Source organism: Flavobacterium sp. HSC-61S13 (genome assembly GCF_024171535.1).
GTDB lineage: Bacteria > Bacteroidota > Bacteroidia > Flavobacteriales > Flavobacteriaceae > Flavobacterium.
Genome location: NZ_JALJZV010000011.1, coordinates 90,121 through 108,942 on the forward strand (window position 1 = coordinate 90,121; position 18,822 = coordinate 108,942).

Genomic DNA, 18,822 nt, shown 5'->3' on the forward strand with positions numbered 1-18,822 from the left:
TGATAAGATACGATTTTTTTTTGAAAAGCCCTTTTTTAAAAAAGCTAAATCAAGATGTCGCTTTCCAAATCGGATTTCTCGATGTCAAAACCAAATTCCAAACGATTCATCAATTCCAAGACCAATTTCTTGTACCAGTTTTCAGATTTGGGATGGATATATATTTTTTCGATCAATTGATGAATATCTACATGTATTTTAATACCGTCATTGACCGAAAGATTTAATGGTGTAACATCGGAAATCACGCGTATCTCCTTTTCGTATTGAAAACTTTTTCGCTTAAATAAAAACGGAAAAAAAGAATCGTCAAAGGGAATGTGTTCCTTTTTGTAATCGATATAATTGACCTCACCGATGAATTGCTGAACGCGATCTTCTGATTCTAGGGCTTTTTGCAAGCGACCTAAGGTGGATTGAATCGCTAAGCCCTCATTGTTTTTTGTGAAGATTTGCCACATGGCAAAGGATTCATATTCGTTGATATGCCAGCTACTGATCACCACATTTTTCCGATGTGATTTGTAAAAGTCCAAGAATTCGGGTTTATCAATAGCTATTTTTTTGATTTCCTCATAGGTCGGTTCACTGAAGGTTCCTTCATATTGGTCCTCAAATTTGTCCGAACGCGACATAAACATTTTCTTTGCGAGTAATAGGTCTAGAAATTTAGACAAATCAATATATTTCCAAATTATGGTATCTGGATCGTTTGGTAGAATAATGTTGCTGTTCGGTGTATACATGGATCTAATGTTGTTTTTCTAAACTTTGTAAAGACACTAATTTGGAATAGGTTCCATTTAGGTTGAGCAAAGCATCATGTGTTCCCTGTTCGATGATACGACCTTTTTGCATCACGACGATTAAGTCTGCTTTTTGAATCGTCGATAAACGGTGTGCAATAACGATTGATGTTCTGTTTTTCATCATGTTTTCAATCGCGTCCTGAACCAGTTTTTCGCTTTCTGTATCCAAAGCAGAAGTAGCTTCGTCCAAAATCATTATTGGAGGGTTTTTTAATACAGCACGCGCGATGGATAAACGTTGTTTTTGTCCTCCCGATAACTTGTTACCGGAATCTCCAATATTGGTGTCTACACCCAGAGGTAAATCCTTAACAAACTCATAAGCATTAGCTATTTTTAAAGCATCAATGATCTCTTCGTCTGTGGCATTTTCTTTACCAATTTTTAAGTTGTTTTTAATGGTATCGTTAAACAAAATGCTGTCTTGGGTAACCAATCCAGTAAGTGCTCTTAGCGAATGCAAATCCAAATCTCTAAGATCGATGCCGTCAATGGTAATACTACCCTTATTGATGTCCCAAAAACGCGTAAGTAGATTGGCGATGGTACTCTTACCACTTCCAGACTGTCCCACTAATGCAACGGTTTGACCTTTGGATATTTTTAAAGAGAAATCTTCTAAAACCGTCTCCTTTTCATATTGGAAACTGATGTTTTTAATATCGATATCGCTTTCAAAAGTGGTTTTGATGATCGCGTCTTTTTTATTTTCAATCTGATTGGTCTCTTCCAATATCTCTAAGATTCGTTCTGCTGCTGCATCACCTCGTTTTAAGCTGTACAAGCCTTTTGAAATGGCTTTGGCAGGAGTAAGTATATTGTAAGCCATGGCGATATATCCAATAAAAGCGGCACCAGATAAAGATTTGTCTACCAAGACCATCGTACCTCCAAATACCAATAATACGGCAATGGTTACTATACCTAAAAACTCACTTAAAGGAGAAGAGAGGTTTTGACGATTTAAAATTTTATTGTTTAAATGATAGAAACTCAAGGTAGAATCCTGAAACTTATCGTTAAATCGCTTTTCAGAATTAAATCCTTTGATCACTTTTAAACCCGCTAGTGATTCTTCGATCAAGGATAAAAAATAACCCTGTTCCTCAGATGCTTTTTGCGAGCTCTTTTTTAGGGTTTTACCTAATTTCGAAATGATAATACCCGAGAGTGGAATAAATATAAAAACGAAAAGAGTTAATTTAGTACTTATGGCAAACATGGCAATAATCGTAAAGAGTATCGTTAGAGGTTCGCGAATAATAATCTCGAGTATGGATAAAAAGGAATATTGAATTTCCAATACGTCGGAAGTCATTCTAGAAATCACATCTCCTTTTCGTTTTTCAGAGAAAAAGGATAGGGGTAATTCTACCGTTTTTTTATACATCGCATTTCGGATGTCCTTTAAAACACCGTTTCGCAGATAGGTGATAAAATACATCGCCCAATAATTACAAAGATTTTTCAGTAGAAATAATGAGATGATTACCGAAACCATGACCATTAAGGTCGTCTGCGGTCCATATTCGACAGAGTAGGTTGTAATAAAATACCCCATACTATCTTCAAAATAGGATTTGATACCTGCTAGACCAGTGTATACCGGTTTTTCGGTTACTTTTTGCGCTTCATCAAACAATACGTTCATCATCGGAATTAACGCGATAAACGAAAGCGCACTGAATAAGGCGTATAAAATATTAAAGAAAATATTCAAATACGCATACTGTTTATAAGGTTTCGCAAAGCGAAAAATCTTTCTAAAATATTCGTTCATTCTCGGGGGGTCTCGGAGTTTATAGTATCTATGACAATTGCATGTCTGCAATAATATCTTGAATTTTCTGTGTTAAAAAAGCTTCTGCATCTGCGATCTCGTCGGTGTGGTGAACTGTGGTGTGAACGCTAAAGTAAAATTTTATTTTAGGTTCAGTACCACTCGGTCTCGCACAAATCTTACTACCGTCCTCGAGATAATAAATCAAGACATTCGATTTCGGAATGGCAAGATTTTCCTCTTCGCCGGTGAATAAATTGGTGGCTTTGCCACTTTGGTAATCCTCTATAAAGATCACGCGCTCGCCATTGATTTCCTTTAACGGATTTAAACGCAAGTCGCTCATCATCTGTTTTATCTCTTGTGCGCCGTCTATTCCCTTTTTTGTTATTGAAATCAAATGCTCTTTAAAATATCCAAAATCAACATATAGGTTTTGTAACTCTTGATAAAGCGAACTTCCTGCAGCCTTCGCAATTGCTGCAATTTCACAAACCAATAGGGTAGAGGCTACCGCGTCTTTATCGCGCACGGCATCGCCAACCATATAACCAAAACTCTCTTCTCCACCGCCTATGAATTGCTGTTCTGGGAAGTCGCGAATCATTTTAGCGATCCATTTAAATCCGGTTAGTCCTACTTTGCATTCGACTTGATAGGCCGAAGCCAACTCCAACATCATTGGAGTAGATACTATAGTTGATCCGATAAATTCATTACCGGTTAATTTATTGTTTTGTTTCCACTGCTCCAACAAAAAAGCAGTCATGATCACCATGGTTTGGTTACCATTTAGTAAGACCATCTTGCCGTCAGTATCACGCACAGCAACACCAAGTCTGTCTGAATCGGGGTCTGTTCCTATAACGATATCTGCCTGAATTTCATCAGCCAGTTGTAAGGCCATAGCTAAAGCTTCCGGTTCTTCTGGATTGGGTGATTTTACGGTGGGGAAGTCGCCGTTTGGTATGGCTTGTTCCTTGACAATGTGAAGATCGGTATATCCTGCCTGTAGTAAAACAGTCGGAGTAATCGTAATCGAAGTACCGTGCAATGAGGTGAAAACCACCTTTAAATCTATTTTAGCTTTCTCTGGTGTATGGAAACTCGCGTTTTCTATACTTGATTTGATAAAGGCTTGGTCCACTTCGCGATCGATGTATTCAATCAACGACTCGTTAGGAGTAAATTGAATCGCATCATAAGTAAGACTTTCAATTTCAGCAATGATTTCACCATCTTGTGGCGGTACTAATTGACCTCCATCTTCCCAGTAAACTTTATAACCGTTATATTCCGGTGGATTATGTGAAGCAGTTAAAACAATACCTGCTTTGCAACCCAGATATTTTACGGCAAAGGATAGCTCCGGAGTAGGGCGCAATTCTGAAAACAGATAAACGTGAATACCATTGGCGCTAAAAACATCGGCGACAACCTTAGCCAAAGATTGGCTGTTATGACGGCAGTCAAAAGCTATGGCAACTTTAATCGTTTCGTTGGGAAAAGATTTTTTTAGGTAGTTGGATAAGCCCTGAGTGTTTTTACCCAAAGTATAACGATTGATTCTATTGGTTCCTACCCCCATAATACCGCGCATCCCACCCGTTCCAAACTCGAGGTTTTTATAAAAACTCTCCTGCAAGTCTTCTGGTGATGCTGTAATCATGGCTTTGACTTGACGTTGGGTGTCTTCATCAAAAACGGGTGTTAACCAGGCGTTAGCTTGGTCTAATAAAGTTTGGTCTAACTGCATAATCTTATGTTTTATCTATTACAGCTTTGTTGTAGCTGCAATTTTATATCTTTTTTCTTCATTTTTAGTTCTCAAAATAATCTCTCCCAAGAAACCGGCTAAGAAAAATTGAGTTCCAATAATCATGGTTGCTAAGGCTATATAGAACCAAGGATCCTCGGTTACTAAGATAGCTGCCTCATTGTGATAAAGTTTTATCAGTTTCTTTACGCCAATATACAAGGCAGAGGCAAAACCTATAAAAAACATCATAACTCCTAAAGCACCAAATAAATGCATCGGCCGTTTACCAAATTTAGAGATAAACCAAATGGTGATTAAATCTAAAAAGCCGTTGATAAAACGCTCCATACCAAATTTGGTAGTACCGTATTTTCGCGCCTGATGAATGACAACTTTTTCACCGATACGATCATAACCAGCATTTTTTGCTAGTACGGGTATATAGCGATGCATCTCTCCCGAAACCTCAATGTCCTTAATGACTGCTTTTTTATAAGCTTTCAAACCACAATTAAAATCATTGAGCTTCACGCCTGAGGTTTTCCGAGCGGACCAATTAAACAATTTCGAAGGTAAGTTTTTAGACAATACCGAATCATATCGTTTCTTTTTCCAACCCGATACCAAATCGTAATTCTCTTGCGTAATCATTTGATAAAGACCAGGGATCTCTTCTGGACTATCTTGTAAATCGGCATCCATCGTAATAACAACCTCACCGATTGCCTGAGCAAAGCCAGCATGTAATGCCTGTGATTTACCGTAATTCTTTAAAAAACGGAGGCCTTTAACCTCTTGGTGGGTCTCAGCTAATGCACTGATTATGTCCCATGAATTATCCTTGCTACCGTCATCTATAAATAGAATTTCATAGGAATATCCGTTCTGATCCATTACTTTTTTTATCCATGTATGAAGTTCTGGAAGTGACTCCGCTTCATTGAGTAAAGGAATTATAAGAGAAATATCCATAGTTTAACGGGTAGGTTCATTTTGATTTCTAAATACCAAAGCAATAAGCATTCCTCCAACGGAATACAAAAGCGTTTTCCATGCAAATGACTTAATCAAATTACCTAAATTAAAATTATCGGCTTCTCGAATCTGCTCTATAGTTTTATTTAAGGTCTCCGTTTCTACACCAAGACTAGTCATGTTTTTTTGAGTAAATGCGATGGTCAATTCTTTAATGGTCTCCTTTGCGGATGGATCAACTAAATTAAACAATAAATACGTAATCACGATATGTGCCAAAAGTCCCATAACGATCGTTATAAAATACGACGTAAATGCATCTTTAAATGTAATGTATCCGTTGAGTTTCTTCTTTGCCCAAAATAAGGCTACAACGCCTATACCTAAGGAAACAAAAATGCTGGCAAACCCAATTGGTATGCTGACAAATAAGTTTTGATTGAAAAAGAACATAATAAGAGTAGTAACGATATAATAGGCGGATAAAATTGCACCAAATTGCAGTCCATTTTTCTTGATAACGTCGTTCATGAGATCGGTTTGTATATATATAAGGTACAAATATAGGAATTTTGCTCGCGACAAATTTTAAAAAAAGACAAACAAACAATAAAAAAATGATAGGAAAGTTTGATAATTGAAATTTAGTTGTAAATTTGCAAACTGATAACAAAAAGAAGTACAAATAAAAAAGCTGTCGAGCCTTTATACCTTTCTACGAAAATTGGAAAGCTTCGAAAGTCAAAATGGCCAATTAATAAAAAGATTTACATCATGAAAAAAGGTATTCACCCAGAGAATTACAGATTAGTAGCATTTAAGGATATGTCAAATGAAGACGTATTTATCACCAAATCAACTGTTGATACAAAAGAAACTCTTGAAGTTGATGGCGTAGTTTACCCAGTATTCAAAATGGAGATTTCTAGAACATCTCACCCTTTTTACACAGGTAAATCTAAACTTATTGATACTGCAGGACGTATTGATAAATTCAAAACGAAATACGCAAAATTCTCTAAATAATTCTAGAGATTTTTTACATACTAAAGCCTTCCTTCGGGGAGGCTTTTTTTTTACTTTTTTGGCAATCCCTTCGGGCCGGGCTGTCCGTTTTATCTTTTGTTGCGCTTCGCTCCACAAAAGGATATCACTGCCATCCCTATTGCAACGCATTTTTTAAAAGAAAATCTTCGTTAGGTTTAGAAAAAGTCAGTAATCTCACTTTTTTTAATCAGGAATGCTTTAACTTTGAGTTTATAAATGAATTATTGAGATGAACTATATACTTTTTGATGGATCTGTTCGCGAGGCTTTGTTGCCGTTTACGTTTACGCGTCCTGTAGCCGATATTCGTGTTGGAATTTTGACCATACGCGAGAAATGGGAAAAACAATTGGGTTACACTACTACTACAGTAACCGAAGAATACTTGAGCGATAAATTTCCCATGGTGGAAATGGAAGACAATGTGATGATCAATGCTTCATTTTTACCGAACCCTATTTTGATTGAAATGGTTCAAGCTTTAGAACCGCTTCAAGCTATTTTTTATCACGAGGAAATAGTCGCTTTTTATACACAAGATTCTCAAGATGAAATTGTTTTTGATCAATATGAAGTCATAAACTATACCGGTGATTTGATGCAAATCGTAAATAAGTGGGATATTTTTATGAAAAATGACCAAGCGATACGTGAAGATTTTGAATTCCTTACCGAAGATCGAATTTCAGAACCGATACCGTCGAGCGTAAATGCTATAGGACATCAAGATATCTTTATTGAAGAAGGAGCTAAATTGGAGTTTGTAACGCTTAATGCGTCTACAGGTCCTATATATATTGGTAAGGATTCTGAAATTATGGAGGGATCTATAATTCGTGGGCCGTTTGCTTTATGCGAGGAAGCGCAAGTTAAAATGGGTACCAAGATCTATGGAGCTACCACTGTTGGGCCACATTGTAGAGTAGGAGGAGAAGTCAGTAATTCGGTTTTATTTGGTTACTCAAACAAGGGACACGACGGATTTTTGGGCAATGCTGTCATCGGTGAATGGTGTAATTTAGGTGCCGATACCAACAATTCCAATTTGAAAAACAATTATGGAACGGTTAAATTGTGGAATTACGAACAGGATGATTACGAGGATACCGGACTGCAATTTTGTGGATTGATGATGGGTGATCACAGTAAATGTGGTATCAATACCATGTTTAATACTGGGACTGTCGTTGGAGTTTCCGCCAGTGTTTTTGGTGCAGGTTTTCCAAAGACATTTATTCCTAGTTTCACTTGGGGTGGCTGTGATAACAGTACGGTTTACGAGTTGGAAAAAACATTGGAGACCATGAAAGTAGTTATGGATAGACGTCATGTTGAATTAACCGTTGAGGATATTCAGATTATCAAACACATTTTTGAGGAAACGAAATTGTAAATTTTATAAGTATACTATTTAAAAAGGGCTGTTTCACATCGTGGGACAGCCCTTTTAGTTACAGCTTTTTGATGGTGTTTTTTACATCAAGAAAAATGAACCCTTAGAGAAAATCACCTCGTACTAGCCTTGGGATTAAGGAGTATAACATAGTCATTCCTATAAAAACAGTTTTATTAGGCTTATAAAATTAGCGATAGGAAACCGTGGTTGGTTTGCCGTAATTAAAATTCGGTAGACTGAAATTGTGATTTCTAAGCACGTTGGTTTTGATTACACTACCATCTCTGTCGGGCATAGAGGGATAATAGGCCAAAGAAAGTTGAATACTGCTAAATACCAAGTAGTCATTATTGATCACAACCCCTACACCAATTTTGGTATAGAGATCTCGTTGTAAAAATCGATTATTTTCATCACCCAACATACCGAGCTCTACGTTGAAATACGGGTTAAAACGAAAACCGTTCCAGTTGGTAGGAGCATAAGATTGGATTTGATACGATAACATGGCCCTTTTTGTACCTCGTAATTTTTCGGCATTAAAACCTTCTATACCGGTTGTGGAGTCAATTCGCAATTCGTCGCCTACGTGTTTGAGACGATTGTATCCCATGATGAGTTGTGGACGAATAAAGTGACGAAAACGCCAATCACCCCAGTGCATGAGTTTCGTGAAATAGGTGACCTCAATTTTAAAGGCACTCTGTTCTGGGTTCTTGCCGAAAAAATAACTGCCCCATTCAATATTTGTCGAAAAATAACCATAACGCGTGTACTTACCCAAGGCAAATTTAGCACCAAAATACGATCTGCGTTTACCGTAGATTTCTTGTAACCCTCCAGTTATGGCAAATAATTTACCAACCTGTACGTCTTCAATAATATCGTAGTTATAAATGAATTTATCCTGTACATAATTGACCGAACTGATTCCCACTGAAGCCAGATATAGTCGTTGATTGGAATAGAAGGCCAAGGTGTCATATTCATAAGTCGGTCTTTCCGTATATTTTTGTCTAAAGTAACGGAAGGAGGTAACCAAATTGGTTATTTCGTTTTCAGGACCAAATTTCCTGGATACGGGAATGGAATATCCAGCCCAAAAATCCTTGATGTTGTATTTGAAATTCTGCATGCTGTATTTCATTGCTGCATCAGGTAGGGAATCCCTATAGAAGCGTTGATAGAATTGGGCACCGCCAGCCCATTTGGCGTAGGGGGAATAGAAAGGACGTTCTATATTCCAGCTTTTGATGTAATTTTCTTCCAAGTCACTGTCGTAGTACAGGTTGGTAGATATAAAGGTATTGGATATGTTATTAATGCGGTATTGTGTATTATAGGCTTTCTTGTTTTCGTTGAAACGCATTTTGTATTGATTCGAGAATTCATGCCCAAATCCACCAAAATTACGATCAATCAATTGAATTCTTCCCGTAGAACTCGACAGGGATCCGGTTGGATAAATACTCCACGAATCCAATACTCGAATGGATACATCTACAGAGTCTGGGCTATTGGCAATCGGGATCGGGCGAATTAATACCCGTCTTACGTACCGTTGGGTACGAATGATACGTTCAGATTCTTTGATTACCAGAGAATCGAAGCGTTGGTTTTTTTTAAAAATCAACAAGTTTCGTATGGTGAAGCTTTTGGTTTTAAGATGCAGCCGGTTTCCGAGGGTTTCAATTTTTTTAGACGGCGTTCTCGAACTATCTGATTCAGATAGCCCGAAAGGATCTAGGGTCGTGATATTTATATTACGTATAATCTTCCCTTGGCCTAATTCTAAGTTTCGATCAACCTCTATTTCGGGGATGTTAGATTTAGTATTCTTCTTGTTCTTTCTAAAAATTAATTTATGCACAAATTTGGTTACTTTTCTCTTTTTAGAGTAATCTTCTATGTTTTCAAAAACCTTTGTCGAATCCTTAACGACTACAGGTGTTTGTGCGAAAACCGTATTGGCGGTTAGCCAGGTAAAAAAGAAAATAAAGAGAAGTTTTTTCGGCATTATTTGGTTTTAAAAAAAGAAAGGTATTAAAAATAATGTTCTCTTATGAAGATTTTTTGATGATCCGGCCTGTTTGTGCCCACTTGATAAACTACCTACGGGGACTACATTCTAGGTGTTGATCTCTAAATCTTTGATATACTCCTCATACTCATAGAAGAACAATTCAAAAGCGCCCATATGCTCATTAAAGAAATCAAATATCGTATCCCATGTTTTTCTATTATTAATACTTACTTGATCGATTTGTACCCATATCCGACTGATTAATTTACCATTTTCCAGATAAAACTCCCGTTCAAATATCGCTTCGGATAAATATTCTTCTAATAGAATCGTTTTTAGCGATTCTATTTTTTCAAAATAGATGATTCGTTTCTCTGGATCTCGCGGTTCTATGTCTAAAAGAATTTGAGCTTTCTTGGAGTCTGCAAAAAACTTAAACGAAAAATCTTTGATTTTAGTATGGTGTAATAACCATTTTCTAGGGTATTTATCGGCAAAGGCAATCCAGAATTCTTTTCTTATTTGTTGAGCTTCTTCTTTAGTAAACATGGTTTGGAATCAATTTATTTTAACTATATTTATAGTAGGTTTTTTTTTAAAATCAATGAATTATGGATTACGATCAATTTATAAAAGTCATCCCAGCTATTAAAGCCCAGCCATTATTTGCACTGAAAGCACATATCAAAATGGCTCCATTGGAACGAATAAAATACTTAGAAACGGAAGATTACAAAATGTATAACCCAAAAAAATCAGCTGTGCTGATGTTGTTATACCCCAAAGATAATAAAACGAATCTATTATTGATTGAAAGAGCAGAATATCCAGGGATACATTCCTCTCAAATCGCATTTCCAGGAGGAAAAAAAGACTTTACGGATCAAAATCTGACACAAACAGCATTGCGGGAAACCTGGGAGGAAGTCGGAATATCGAAAGACAAGATAGAGATTATAAAACCTTTTTCAGAAATATATATTCCCCCAAGTAATTTCATCGTATCTCCATTCCTTGGTTTTGCTACAGCGAATTTAGAATTTGTTTTACAGCCTAAAGAAGTTGCTCAAATTATTGAAATGCCTTTAGATGATCTATTAGATGACGGCATCATCGAACATGTAAAGATGAATACCAGTTATGCTGTAGATATTGACGTCCCAGCGTATTTAATTGAAAAACATATCGTTTGGGGAGCCACAGCTATGATGTTAAGTGAGTTAAAAGAAACGTTGAGAAAAGTGTTGTTTTAATTCAAATTCCCTAATTTAGCCCAGATTTTAAAACAACATATGAAGATATTCAAACGAAATCCTTTCGGGCACCTACTTTTTTTGAAGAAAATACTAATTCGTATTTTTGGGTTTCTGACGCATCGACGTTTTAGAGGCTTTAATGATTTAAAAATCGATGGCTCTGAGATTATTAAAAGTCTCCCGGACAATAATGTACTATTTATTTCAAACCATCAAACTTATTTTGCTGATGTGGTAGCGATGTTCCACGTTTTCAATGCTAGCTTAAAAGGCCGTGTCGATTCTATAAAAAACATATTTTACATCTGGAATCCCAAGTTAAATATCTATTATGTTGGGGCAAAAGAAACGATGAAGTCGGGTATTTTACCTCGTATTTTGGCTTATATGGGAGCGATTACTGTGGAGCGTACTTGGCGTGCCAAGGGAGTAGATATTGAAGATAAAAAAGCAGTGAATCCAAATGATATCGAGAATATTAAAATTGCTTTAGATGATGGATGGGTGATCACATTTCCGCAGGGAACCACCTCCTCTTTTAAACCGGTACGTAAAGGAACCGCTCATATTATAAAGCAACATCGCCCAATTGTGGTGCCAATTGTTATTGATGGTTTTCGTCGGTCTTTTGACCGAAAGGGACTCTATCTCAAGAAAAAAGGGATTTTGCAATCTATGGTTATTAAAGAGCCTTTAGATATTGATTACGATAATGATACCATAGAACAGATAGTTGAAAAGATTGAATATGCTATTGAGCAACATCCTTCCTTTTTAAAGGTTTTACCAGCAGAGGTTTTGGAAGAAGAAGAAAAACTAAATCAAAAACGACGTTGGTCAGCGGACTAATGTAGTTGATGCTTTTGAAAGATGTGGTTAAACAAAAAAAGTTCGTCATTGACGAACTTTTTTTGTTTAACCATGGACTGTTTTAGATCGCTTCAACGATGCGAGCAAAATCGTCTGCTACTAAAGCTGCTCCGCCGATTAGGCCTCCATCTACGTCTATCTGAGAGAAAATTTCCTTAGCATTAGCTGCTTTGACACTTCCTCCGTATAAGATTGATATATTTTCTGCAACGGATTCATCGTATTTTCTAGCGATTTGATTGCGGATATAGGCATGCATTTCTTGTACTTGTTCTGGAGTTGCTGTTTCTCCTGTACCTATGGCCCAAACCGGCTCATAAGCAAGGACGAGTTGCTCCCAATTTTCCTTTTTTAAGTGAAATAAACCGTCTGTCAATTGATCGAATATTACATTGAAATGCTGTTTCGTCTGACGATCTTTTAATTCTTCACCGATACAGAAAATCACACGCATTTCGTGTTTCATAGCTGTATTGACTTTGTCTGCTAGTACGGCATTCGTTTCATTAAAGTAGTGTCTTCTTTCAGAGTGACCTAATATAACGGTATTCACGCCTATACTGGTTAACATGCTAGCAGATATTTCCCCTGTAAACGCACCACCTTCTGCTTGATGCATATTTTGAGCTGCTACTCCAATATTGGTGTATTCGAGATGCTGCGCAGCAGATGAAAGGTTGGTAAACGCCGGTGCAACGATGATTTCTACTTCTTTATCGGTTGGAAGTTTCTCTATCAATTCATTCAGTAAATCTTCTGTTTCTAATGCATTTTTATGCATTTTCCAGTTTCCAGCAACGATGGAGTGTCTCATGTTATTTTAATTTTTTTAATACTGTAATTAATTCGTGTGCATCGGCTTCAATAGCTTTAAATAGTGCTATTTTTCCCGTTTTATCAACAACGATATAGCGGGGAATCCAATCTAATGTTATTGATTTTCCAAAATTGCCCTTCATTCCGTCGGTGATAAAATAATGGTCTCCTTGAAGGTTGTATTTTTCAATGGATTCTTTCCATGTTTGTTGGGTTTTATCTGCCGATAAAAACACATAATCAACATCGGGAAATTGTTTTTGCAATTCGGTTAAACTGGGGAAACCTTTAATGCAATCGGGGCACCAAGATGCCCATACGTCAATGACGATGGTGCTACCTTCATGCCTTTTAAGGATTTCGTTAAAACTGATGGCTTTTTCATCTAGGCCCACGAGTTTTTCGTTTAACGCTTGTTTGGAAAACTCATTGTCTTCTTGCTTAGAAGTACAAGATAGCATAGCGGTCGCCGCTATGAATAGTAAAATGATCTTTCTCATATAAAGTGTATTTATTGTTTTAACTTAACCTTGGGGTCTAAATAGGCATAGATCAAATCTACTAAAATCGTTATGAATACGAAAGTAATTGCTATGATAAGAACAGATCCCATAATTACGGGTAGATCTAATGTATTTAAAGCCTCGACGATTTCTTTGCCAAGACCATTCCATCCAAAAATATATTCTACAAATACTGCTCCTGCAAGCATAGAGGCAAACCATCCTGATATCGCGGTGATAACTGGGTTTAATGCGTTTTTCAGAGCGTGTTTATAGACAATACGCACAGTCGATAATCCCTTTGCTTTGGCGGTTCTAATGTAATCTTGATTTAATACTTCCAATAGCGCATTGCGCATCAATTGAATGACTACTGCCAAGGGGCGTATTCCCAAGACAATTGCTGGTAATATACTGTTTTTGAGTTGGAGTACTTTTCCATTTCCAAAATCATCTACTTCATACAGATTACCGGTCATATTGAGATGTGTCCAATCGTGTAACAAAAATCCAAAAATCCAAGCAAAGAGTATTGCGCTGAAAAAAGAAGGGATGCTCATCCCAAAAGTACTAAAGATTGCAATGCTTTTGTCTAGCCAGCTATCCTTGTTTAATGCGGAAAATATTCCCAGTATAATACCTATAAACAATGCGATGCCGATCGCGAAAACCGCAAGAAAAACGGTATTTGGAAGTGTCTCGACAATAATGGTACTGACCTTTTTGCCGTTTTTTTGAAAGCTTTCACGTAAATAAGGCTTCTTTAATACAATTTGAAATCGTTGAAAAGAAACTATAGACGCTTCCTGATACTTTCCGGGACTACAAAAAGTGTAGTCATCCGACTGCATGCTGTGGAATGACAGCGGAGATAAATCGTTTAGATAATATAGATACTGTTTAGAGAGCGGTTGATCAAATCCATACTTTTTCTTTACAACAGCGAGTTGAGTAGAGTTTTCATTTTGATCTAACATCATCCGTGCCGGGTCTCCCGGCAGGATGTTGAATAGAAAGAAAACCATAGTTACTACTCCAAAAAGAGTAAAAAACGCATAGAATAATTTATTGAAAAAATAGGATATCAAAGTCTACTATGTTATTTTAAGTGTACTGTGGACGCATCTTTCCAGTGTTTTTTCTCTGTGATCGTTCCATTCTCAAGAACTACAATACTAGGATTTCCTCTTTCAATGGTTTTTAAAGTAGTTCCATCACAAGTATAATAATCAAAGGGTAGTTGATACTTTTTAATGACAGCATTAGTCTCTTCGGTACTAGATGCAGTCATTCCGATTACCTTGTATCCTTTTGCAGTTGCTTGTTTGGCAAAATCACTTAACATTTCCAAACCTTTTTCATCCGCTCGAGAAAGGTTATAACTAATTAGCATAATCAGTTTTGGTTCGGACATCATTGCTTCCAAATAACTTTCGCCGTCTTTATCGATGGTAAAATCGTGAATAGCAGGTAGGAATCCTGGTGTAATCAATTTATCTTCACGACTGATGAATTCAGCATCAGCAGGTAAATTACCCAATTCTTTGTCTGTAAATCGTTTCTCCTCTCCGTTAACACGGTATAAAAAGCTCATTTCATAAACAGATTTTGGTGCACCTTCAGGAATTTCCATTCCCTTCATGATGTTTGTTCCCACTTTATAAACTCTAAAGTCTTTTAAAGGTAAGTGATTAAGTACCCAATATCCCATAAAAGAACACAACAATAATGTAGCTAACAATATAATAGCTGATATCTTGCAGTTAAATAATGGGCGTATGTATTTCTGGTTTATGATAATGATTAAAATCAATACCAATAAAACCACATCTTTGGTGAACGAGCTCCAAGGAGTTAGCGGTATAGCGTCTCCGAAGCAACCACAATCAGTTACTTTGTTGAAGTAAGCAGAATAAAAAGTCAAGAACGTAAAAAATAAGATCATTAAAAACAATAAACTTAAAGTAAGTTTTTTCTTAAAACCGAGTAATAGAGCTACACCAAGTAAAACTTCTGCAATTACAAGTATGACTGCCAAAGCCAACGCATGTGGCTCAAAGAAAGGGAGATTAAGAACACTCTCTGAAAAATACTCTTCTAATTTAAAAGAAAAGCCCATGGGATCGTTTAGTTTAACCAAACCAGAGATGATGAATAAAACTCCAACAATAAGTCGAGAAAGCTGTGTAATTATTTTCATAAATAGATTTTTTGTTGTTTGATAGGGTATTTAATAGTTTGCTATTGCTGTATCAGCGAATACTTATATAAATATAAAATTTATTCTTGTGTTGGGAAACCCATTAATATCAAGGCGAAAACAGCATAATTGATCATATCCTGATAATTGGCGTCAATTCCTTCTGAAACCAATGTTTTTCCTAGGTTGTCTTCAATTTGTTTTACGCGAAGTAATTTTTGTAAAATGATATCGGTTAAAGAGCTCACGCGCATATCGCGCCAGGCTTCTCCATAATCGTGATTTTTATTTTCCATCAAAGCTTTGGTTGCGGCGATTTGCTGATCGTACAGCTTTAGTGCTTCATCAAAACTTAAGTCGGGTTGATTTACTACTCCTTTTTCCAATTGTATCAATGCCATAATACAATAATTGATAATCCCAATGAATTCAGAGGTTTCATCTTCATTTACACGTCTTTCAACATTGTTTTGTAAGCTTCTAATGCGCTGCGCTTTAATGAATATTTGATCCGTTAAAGAGGGCAAACGTAGGATTCTCCAAGCACAGCCATAATCCTTCATTTTTTTTTGAAAAAGATCGCGACAGACAGTAATTACTTGGTCAAATTGATTAGAAGTCGTATTCATTTAGAGTATATTTGTATGATAATTGGGTCAAAAATAGGAATAAAGTCGGCTATTTAAAATTTAAAAAGTGAATTTTGATTCCTTAGAATGGTAAAAATACAATATAGAAATAAAAATGACTATTAATTGTCAAGGAAACTTAGTAGATATTTCTTCTCCACGTGTGATGGGGATTTTAAATAGTACCCCAAATTCTTTTTACGATGGAGGAAAATACCGCAGTGATTTAGAGTTTCTGGGACAAGTGGAAAAGATGTTAGATCAAGGAGCTTCGTTTATTGACATCGGAGCTTACTCGTCCAAGCCCGATGCAGATTGGGTTTCTGAGGAAGAAGAGTTGCAACGCATACTGCCGGTTGCCAATCTGATTTTAAAGGAGTTTCCAAATACGCTTATTTCGATTGATACTTTTAGAAGTGAAGTAGCCAAGAGAGCTATAAATCAGGGAGCTGCGATGATAAATGATATTTCTGCGGGTTTGCTTGATCCAAATATGTTAGAAGTAGTAGGGCAACTTCAGGTTCCATATATCATGATGCATATGCGTGGAACTCCGAAAACCATGGCCAAGTTGACAGATTATAAGGATATCGTTTTGGAAATGAATTTTTATTTCTCAGAACGAATAGCTGCTGCCAGAAGTTTTGGAATAAAAGATATTATTTTAGATCCGGGTTATGGTTTTGCCAAAACAATGGAGCAAAATTATGAAGTATTGCAAAAGCAGGAATTGTTTAAGTTTTTTGAATTGCCACTTTTGGTCGGTGTTTCTAGAAAATCGATGATTTATAAACTTTTGGACATAGAGGCTCGGGAGGCTTTAAATGGAACTTCGGTAGTTAATACGATTGCTTTAACTAAAGGGGCTAATATTTTAAGAGTCCACGATGTAAAAGAGGCTGTTGAAGTTATTACAATAGTCAAACAACTATTATAGAATTTAGGTTAGGAATTTATTATACACTGTAAAATATATAAACGTTTAAAATAATTAGAAATGAAAAAAATAGTTTTAATCGCATTAGTGTTTTTTGGACTTGTTTCTTGTTCTAAAAAAGAAATGAATTTAAGTCGTCATAATGTCACTGTACTAGCTGAGATCACAGATCACTCTCCAATTTATTTTTCCAAAGAGAAAGATAGTAATACTGTTTCTGTTAATCGCACCAATGCGGTGGGCGGAACGAATTGGGTTTTTTCTATTCAACGCGATCTCAATGCTAAGATGGTACTCGAAGAAGTTCAGAAACTAAAAGATAAAAAATATGCGGACAAGGCTCATAGTGATGATAAGGAGGTTTTCTTTTCTTATGCAGATACCTTGCATAAAAATTTAGCCTTTTTTCCGTTTCAATATATCGATTACGAATTTAAAAGGCCTCAAAGCACCGAAAATGTATTGTATTTTAACGGATCTAATGATTTGTTTTTACAAGATGAGCAAGTGCAGTGGGACGAATTAGAACAGCGTACTGCTTCTTTACCCATAATACATTTGTGTTTTAGTGCGACCTTAACTTTTGAGGAGTATTTGCAAAATAGGATTCGAGTGGAACAAAATGATGCTTTGAATCAAAAATTGGATTCTATCGATCGAATCTATTGATGGTGGTAGGGTTCGTTGCGTAATATCGTAAAACCTCTATACAGTTGTTCAATAAAGAATAGGCGAATCATTTGATGCGAAAAGGTCATTGATGAAAGTGAGATTTTCCCCTTGGCCTGTTGGTATACTTCTTCCGAAAAACCATATGGACCTCCTATAACGTATACTAAAGTTTTGATTCCCGAGTTCATTTTCTTTTGCAGTTCGATAGAAAAATCGATGCTGGTAAATGATTTACCGTTTTCATCGAGTAAAATTAAATGATCCGTAGCAGTTAATTTGGATAGAATTAGCGCTCCTTCTTTTTGCTTCTGGCTGCTTTCGGAAAGATTTTTCACGTTTTTGATATCTGGAATAACTTCCAATTCAAATTTGATATAAAAATTTAAGCGTTTGTTGTAATCCTCTATCAGTGTCTGAAGTGCCGACTGATCAGTTTTGCCTATAGTGATGAGTTTGATATTCACTTTTTTTTTGCAAAAGTAAATTTTTTGGTTGTTATCTTTATATGTGTAAGGGTATTTTTTTGAAAATCGTGATTCGTAAGTCGTGATTCGTTGTTTGTCTGCTACTGTGAATTTTTCACTTCTCCTATATAGGTAGCTTTTCATAAACTTGAACCCTCTAGTCAATCTTTACTAATTCGTGATTCGTTAGTCGAAAATCGAGATTCGTCGGCTAGTGTGAATTTTTCACCTCTCTTATATAGGTAGCTTTTCATAAAAGTGAGTCTTCTAGTTGTTTATTAGTAATTCGTGATTCGTTCATCGTGATTCGTTGGCTAGTATAAATTTCTTACTTCTCATATATAGGTAGCTTTTCATAAACGTAAACCCTCGACTCCCGATTCACGGCTTTCGATTCACGAGCCGCCTCTAGTCACTGATCACTGTTTACTATAATAATTGACTTTTCATAAACTTGAACCCTCGACTCCCGAATCCCGACTTTCGACTCACGTGACTCCTCTAGTCACTGATTACTGTTTACTGATCACTAGAACAATTGCTTTTCACAAACGAGTACCTTCGACTCCCGAATCCCGACTTTCGATTCGCGAAATAATAAAAGAGGTAAAACAACGGATACTAGTCAGTTAAGAAAAGAGCGTGAGAAATACCAAAAATAAAAGAATAAAAGATTAGGAATGCTG

19 protein-coding genes are annotated in these 18,822 nt (G+C 36.4%); 6 read left to right on the top strand and 13 right to left on the bottom strand.

From position 1 onward, the window contains the following. Window positions 1-44: 44 nt before the first annotated feature. From L1275_RS11505 to L1275_RS11525, 5 genes are read right to left on the bottom strand one after another with little or no spacing between them, the layout of a single operon-like run. Window positions 45-746, bottom strand: a complete 702-nt coding sequence (locus L1275_RS11505; protein ID WP_253473150.1) for a hypothetical protein — start codon at window positions 744-746, stop codon at window positions 45-47. A 4-nt stretch (window positions 747-750) separates the two neighbouring features. Next, window positions 751-2,589: an ABC transporter ATP-binding protein gene (locus tag L1275_RS11510; RefSeq protein WP_253473153.1), complete on the bottom strand. Its 1,839-nt coding sequence runs from the start codon at window positions 2,587-2,589 to the stop codon at window positions 751-753. A 28-nt stretch (window positions 2,590-2,617) separates the two neighbouring features. After that, the gene (locus L1275_RS11515; protein WP_253473156.1) at window positions 2,618-4,345 is read right to left on the bottom strand and encodes a phospho-sugar mutase; all 1,728 of its coding nucleotides are present in this window, start codon (window positions 4,343-4,345) and stop codon (window positions 2,618-2,620) included. Window positions 4,346-4,363: 18 nt separating this feature from the next. Beyond that, complete coding sequence (locus tag L1275_RS11520; protein WP_253473160.1) at window positions 4,364-5,320, bottom strand: glycosyltransferase family 2 protein; 957 nt, start codon at window positions 5,318-5,320, stop codon at window positions 4,364-4,366. A 3-nt stretch (window positions 5,321-5,323) separates the two neighbouring features. Beyond that, window positions 5,324-5,854, bottom strand: a complete 531-nt coding sequence (locus tag L1275_RS11525; protein WP_253473163.1) for a DUF4199 domain-containing protein — start codon at window positions 5,852-5,854, stop codon at window positions 5,324-5,326. Window positions 5,855-6,097: 243 nt separating this feature from the next. Here L1275_RS11525 and L1275_RS11530 point away from each other — a divergent pair, with 243 nt between their 5' ends. Next, on the top strand, window positions 6,098-6,349 hold the full coding sequence (locus L1275_RS11530; RefSeq protein WP_219294806.1) for a type B 50S ribosomal protein L31: 252 nt from the start codon (window positions 6,098-6,100) through the stop codon (window positions 6,347-6,349). A 250-nt stretch (window positions 6,350-6,599) separates the two neighbouring features. Beyond that, on the top strand, window positions 6,600-7,763 hold the full coding sequence (locus tag L1275_RS11535; RefSeq protein ID WP_253473166.1) for a GlmU family protein: 1,164 nt from the start codon (window positions 6,600-6,602) through the stop codon (window positions 7,761-7,763). Window positions 7,764-7,953: 190 nt separating this feature from the next. On the opposite strand, the gene L1275_RS11540 is transcribed toward L1275_RS11535, so the two are convergent. Beyond that, on the bottom strand, window positions 7,954-9,783 hold the full coding sequence (locus tag L1275_RS11540) for a hypothetical protein (protein ID WP_253473169.1): 1,830 nt from the start codon (window positions 9,781-9,783) through the stop codon (window positions 7,954-7,956). A 111-nt stretch (window positions 9,784-9,894) separates the two neighbouring features. Next, window positions 9,895-10,338: a DUF4268 domain-containing protein gene (locus tag L1275_RS11545; RefSeq protein ID WP_253473172.1), complete on the bottom strand. Its 444-nt coding sequence runs from the start codon at window positions 10,336-10,338 to the stop codon at window positions 9,895-9,897. Window positions 10,339-10,400: 62 nt separating this feature from the next. Between L1275_RS11545 and L1275_RS11550 the strand changes: the two genes are divergently transcribed. Both L1275_RS11550 and L1275_RS11555 read left to right on the top strand, forming a co-directional pair. Next, the gene (locus L1275_RS11550) at window positions 10,401-11,042 is read left to right on the top strand and encodes a CoA pyrophosphatase (protein ID WP_253473175.1); all 642 of its coding nucleotides are present in this window, start codon (window positions 10,401-10,403) and stop codon (window positions 11,040-11,042) included. A 39-nt stretch (window positions 11,043-11,081) separates the two neighbouring features. Further along, window positions 11,082-11,894 carry a 1-acyl-sn-glycerol-3-phosphate acyltransferase gene (locus tag L1275_RS11555; RefSeq protein ID WP_253473179.1) on the top strand — a complete coding sequence of 271 codons (813 nt, stop codon included), beginning with the start codon at window positions 11,082-11,084 and terminating at the stop codon, window positions 11,892-11,894. A gap of 82 nt (window positions 11,895-11,976) precedes the next feature. Here L1275_RS11555 and tpiA read toward each other — a convergent pair whose 3' ends face one another. The 5 genes from tpiA to L1275_RS11580 form a co-directional block, all read right to left on the bottom strand. Next, complete coding sequence (tpiA, locus tag L1275_RS11560) at window positions 11,977-12,729, bottom strand: triose-phosphate isomerase (protein ID WP_253473182.1); 753 nt, start codon at window positions 12,727-12,729, stop codon at window positions 11,977-11,979. Window position 12,730: 1 nt separating this feature from the next. Then, the gene (locus L1275_RS11565) at window positions 12,731-13,231 is read right to left on the bottom strand and encodes a TlpA disulfide reductase family protein (RefSeq protein ID WP_253473185.1); all 501 of its coding nucleotides are present in this window, start codon (window positions 13,229-13,231) and stop codon (window positions 12,731-12,733) included. An 11-nt stretch (window positions 13,232-13,242) separates the two neighbouring features. Beyond that, on the bottom strand, window positions 13,243-14,322 hold the full coding sequence (locus L1275_RS11570; protein WP_253473188.1) for an ABC transporter permease: 1,080 nt from the start codon (window positions 14,320-14,322) through the stop codon (window positions 13,243-13,245). Between the two features lie 11 nt (window positions 14,323-14,333). After that, window positions 14,334-15,434, bottom strand: a complete 1,101-nt coding sequence (locus L1275_RS11575) for a BT_3928 family protein (RefSeq protein ID WP_253473190.1) — start codon at window positions 15,432-15,434, stop codon at window positions 14,334-14,336. An 80-nt stretch (window positions 15,435-15,514) separates the two neighbouring features. Continuing rightward, window positions 15,515-16,063 carry a DUF1599 domain-containing protein gene (locus L1275_RS11580; RefSeq protein ID WP_253473193.1) on the bottom strand — a complete coding sequence of 183 codons (549 nt, stop codon included), beginning with the start codon at window positions 16,061-16,063 and terminating at the stop codon, window positions 15,515-15,517. Window positions 16,064-16,178: 115 nt separating this feature from the next. Between L1275_RS11580 and folP the strand changes: the two genes are divergently transcribed. Then, a complete protein-coding gene (folP, locus tag L1275_RS11585) occupies window positions 16,179-17,000 on the top strand; it encodes a dihydropteroate synthase (protein WP_253473196.1) in 822 nt (273 codons plus the stop codon). A gap of 60 nt (window positions 17,001-17,060) precedes the next feature. Continuing rightward, entirely contained in the window at window positions 17,061-17,669 is a 609-nt protein-coding gene (locus L1275_RS11590; protein ID WP_253473198.1) for a hypothetical protein, read from the top strand. Here L1275_RS11590 and rlmH read toward each other — a convergent pair. Next, entirely contained in the window at window positions 17,663-18,136 is a 474-nt protein-coding gene (rlmH, locus tag L1275_RS11595) for a 23S rRNA (pseudouridine(1915)-N(3))-methyltransferase RlmH (RefSeq protein WP_253473201.1), read from the bottom strand. The two genes, L1275_RS11590 and rlmH, sit on opposite strands and share 7 nt — an antisense overlap. Window positions 18,137-18,822 lie beyond the last annotated feature (686 nt).

What these genes read in the sequence shown, in the direction of transcription:
- L1275_RS11555 (WP_253473179.1), top strand. Translation starts at nt 11,082, where the DNA reads ATGAAGATATTCAAACGAAATCCTTTCGGGCACCTACTTTTTTTGAAG.
- L1275_RS11525 (WP_253473163.1), bottom strand. Translation starts at nt 5,854, where the DNA reads ATGAACGACGTTATCAAGAAAAATGGACTGCAATTTGGTGCAATTTTA.
- L1275_RS11520 (WP_253473160.1), bottom strand. Translation starts at nt 5,320, where the DNA reads ATGGATATTTCTCTTATAATTCCTTTACTCAATGAAGCGGAGTCACTT.
- L1275_RS11545 (WP_253473172.1), bottom strand. Translation starts at nt 10,338, where the DNA reads ATGTTTACTAAAGAAGAAGCTCAACAAATAAGAAAAGAATTCTGGATT.
- L1275_RS11590 (WP_253473198.1), top strand. Translation starts at nt 17,061, where the DNA reads ATGAAAAAAATAGTTTTAATCGCATTAGTGTTTTTTGGACTTGTTTCT.
- L1275_RS11550 (WP_253473175.1), top strand. Translation starts at nt 10,401, where the DNA reads ATGGATTACGATCAATTTATAAAAGTCATCCCAGCTATTAAAGCCCAG.
- L1275_RS11530 (WP_219294806.1), top strand. Translation starts at nt 6,098, where the DNA reads ATGAAAAAAGGTATTCACCCAGAGAATTACAGATTAGTAGCATTTAAG.
- L1275_RS11540 (WP_253473169.1), bottom strand. Translation starts at nt 9,783, where the DNA reads ATGCCGAAAAAACTTCTCTTTATTTTCTTTTTTACCTGGCTAACCGCC.
- L1275_RS11575 (WP_253473190.1), bottom strand. Translation starts at nt 15,434, where the DNA reads ATGAAAATAATTACACAGCTTTCTCGACTTATTGTTGGAGTTTTATTC.
- L1275_RS11535 (WP_253473166.1), top strand. Translation starts at nt 6,600, where the DNA reads ATGAACTATATACTTTTTGATGGATCTGTTCGCGAGGCTTTGTTGCCG.
- L1275_RS11565 (WP_253473185.1), bottom strand. Translation starts at nt 13,231, where the DNA reads ATGAGAAAGATCATTTTACTATTCATAGCGGCGACCGCTATGCTATCT.
- L1275_RS11515 (WP_253473156.1), bottom strand. Translation starts at nt 4,345, where the DNA reads ATGCAGTTAGACCAAACTTTATTAGACCAAGCTAACGCCTGGTTAACA.
- L1275_RS11505 (WP_253473150.1), bottom strand. Translation starts at nt 746, where the DNA reads ATGTATACACCGAACAGCAACATTATTCTACCAAACGATCCAGATACC.
- folP (WP_253473196.1), top strand. Translation starts at nt 16,179, where the DNA reads ATGACTATTAATTGTCAAGGAAACTTAGTAGATATTTCTTCTCCACGT.
- L1275_RS11580 (WP_253473193.1), bottom strand. Translation starts at nt 16,063, where the DNA reads ATGAATACGACTTCTAATCAATTTGACCAAGTAATTACTGTCTGTCGC.
- tpiA (WP_253473182.1), bottom strand. Translation starts at nt 12,729, where the DNA reads ATGAGACACTCCATCGTTGCTGGAAACTGGAAAATGCATAAAAATGCA.
- L1275_RS11510 (WP_253473153.1), bottom strand. Translation starts at nt 2,589, where the DNA reads ATGAACGAATATTTTAGAAAGATTTTTCGCTTTGCGAAACCTTATAAA.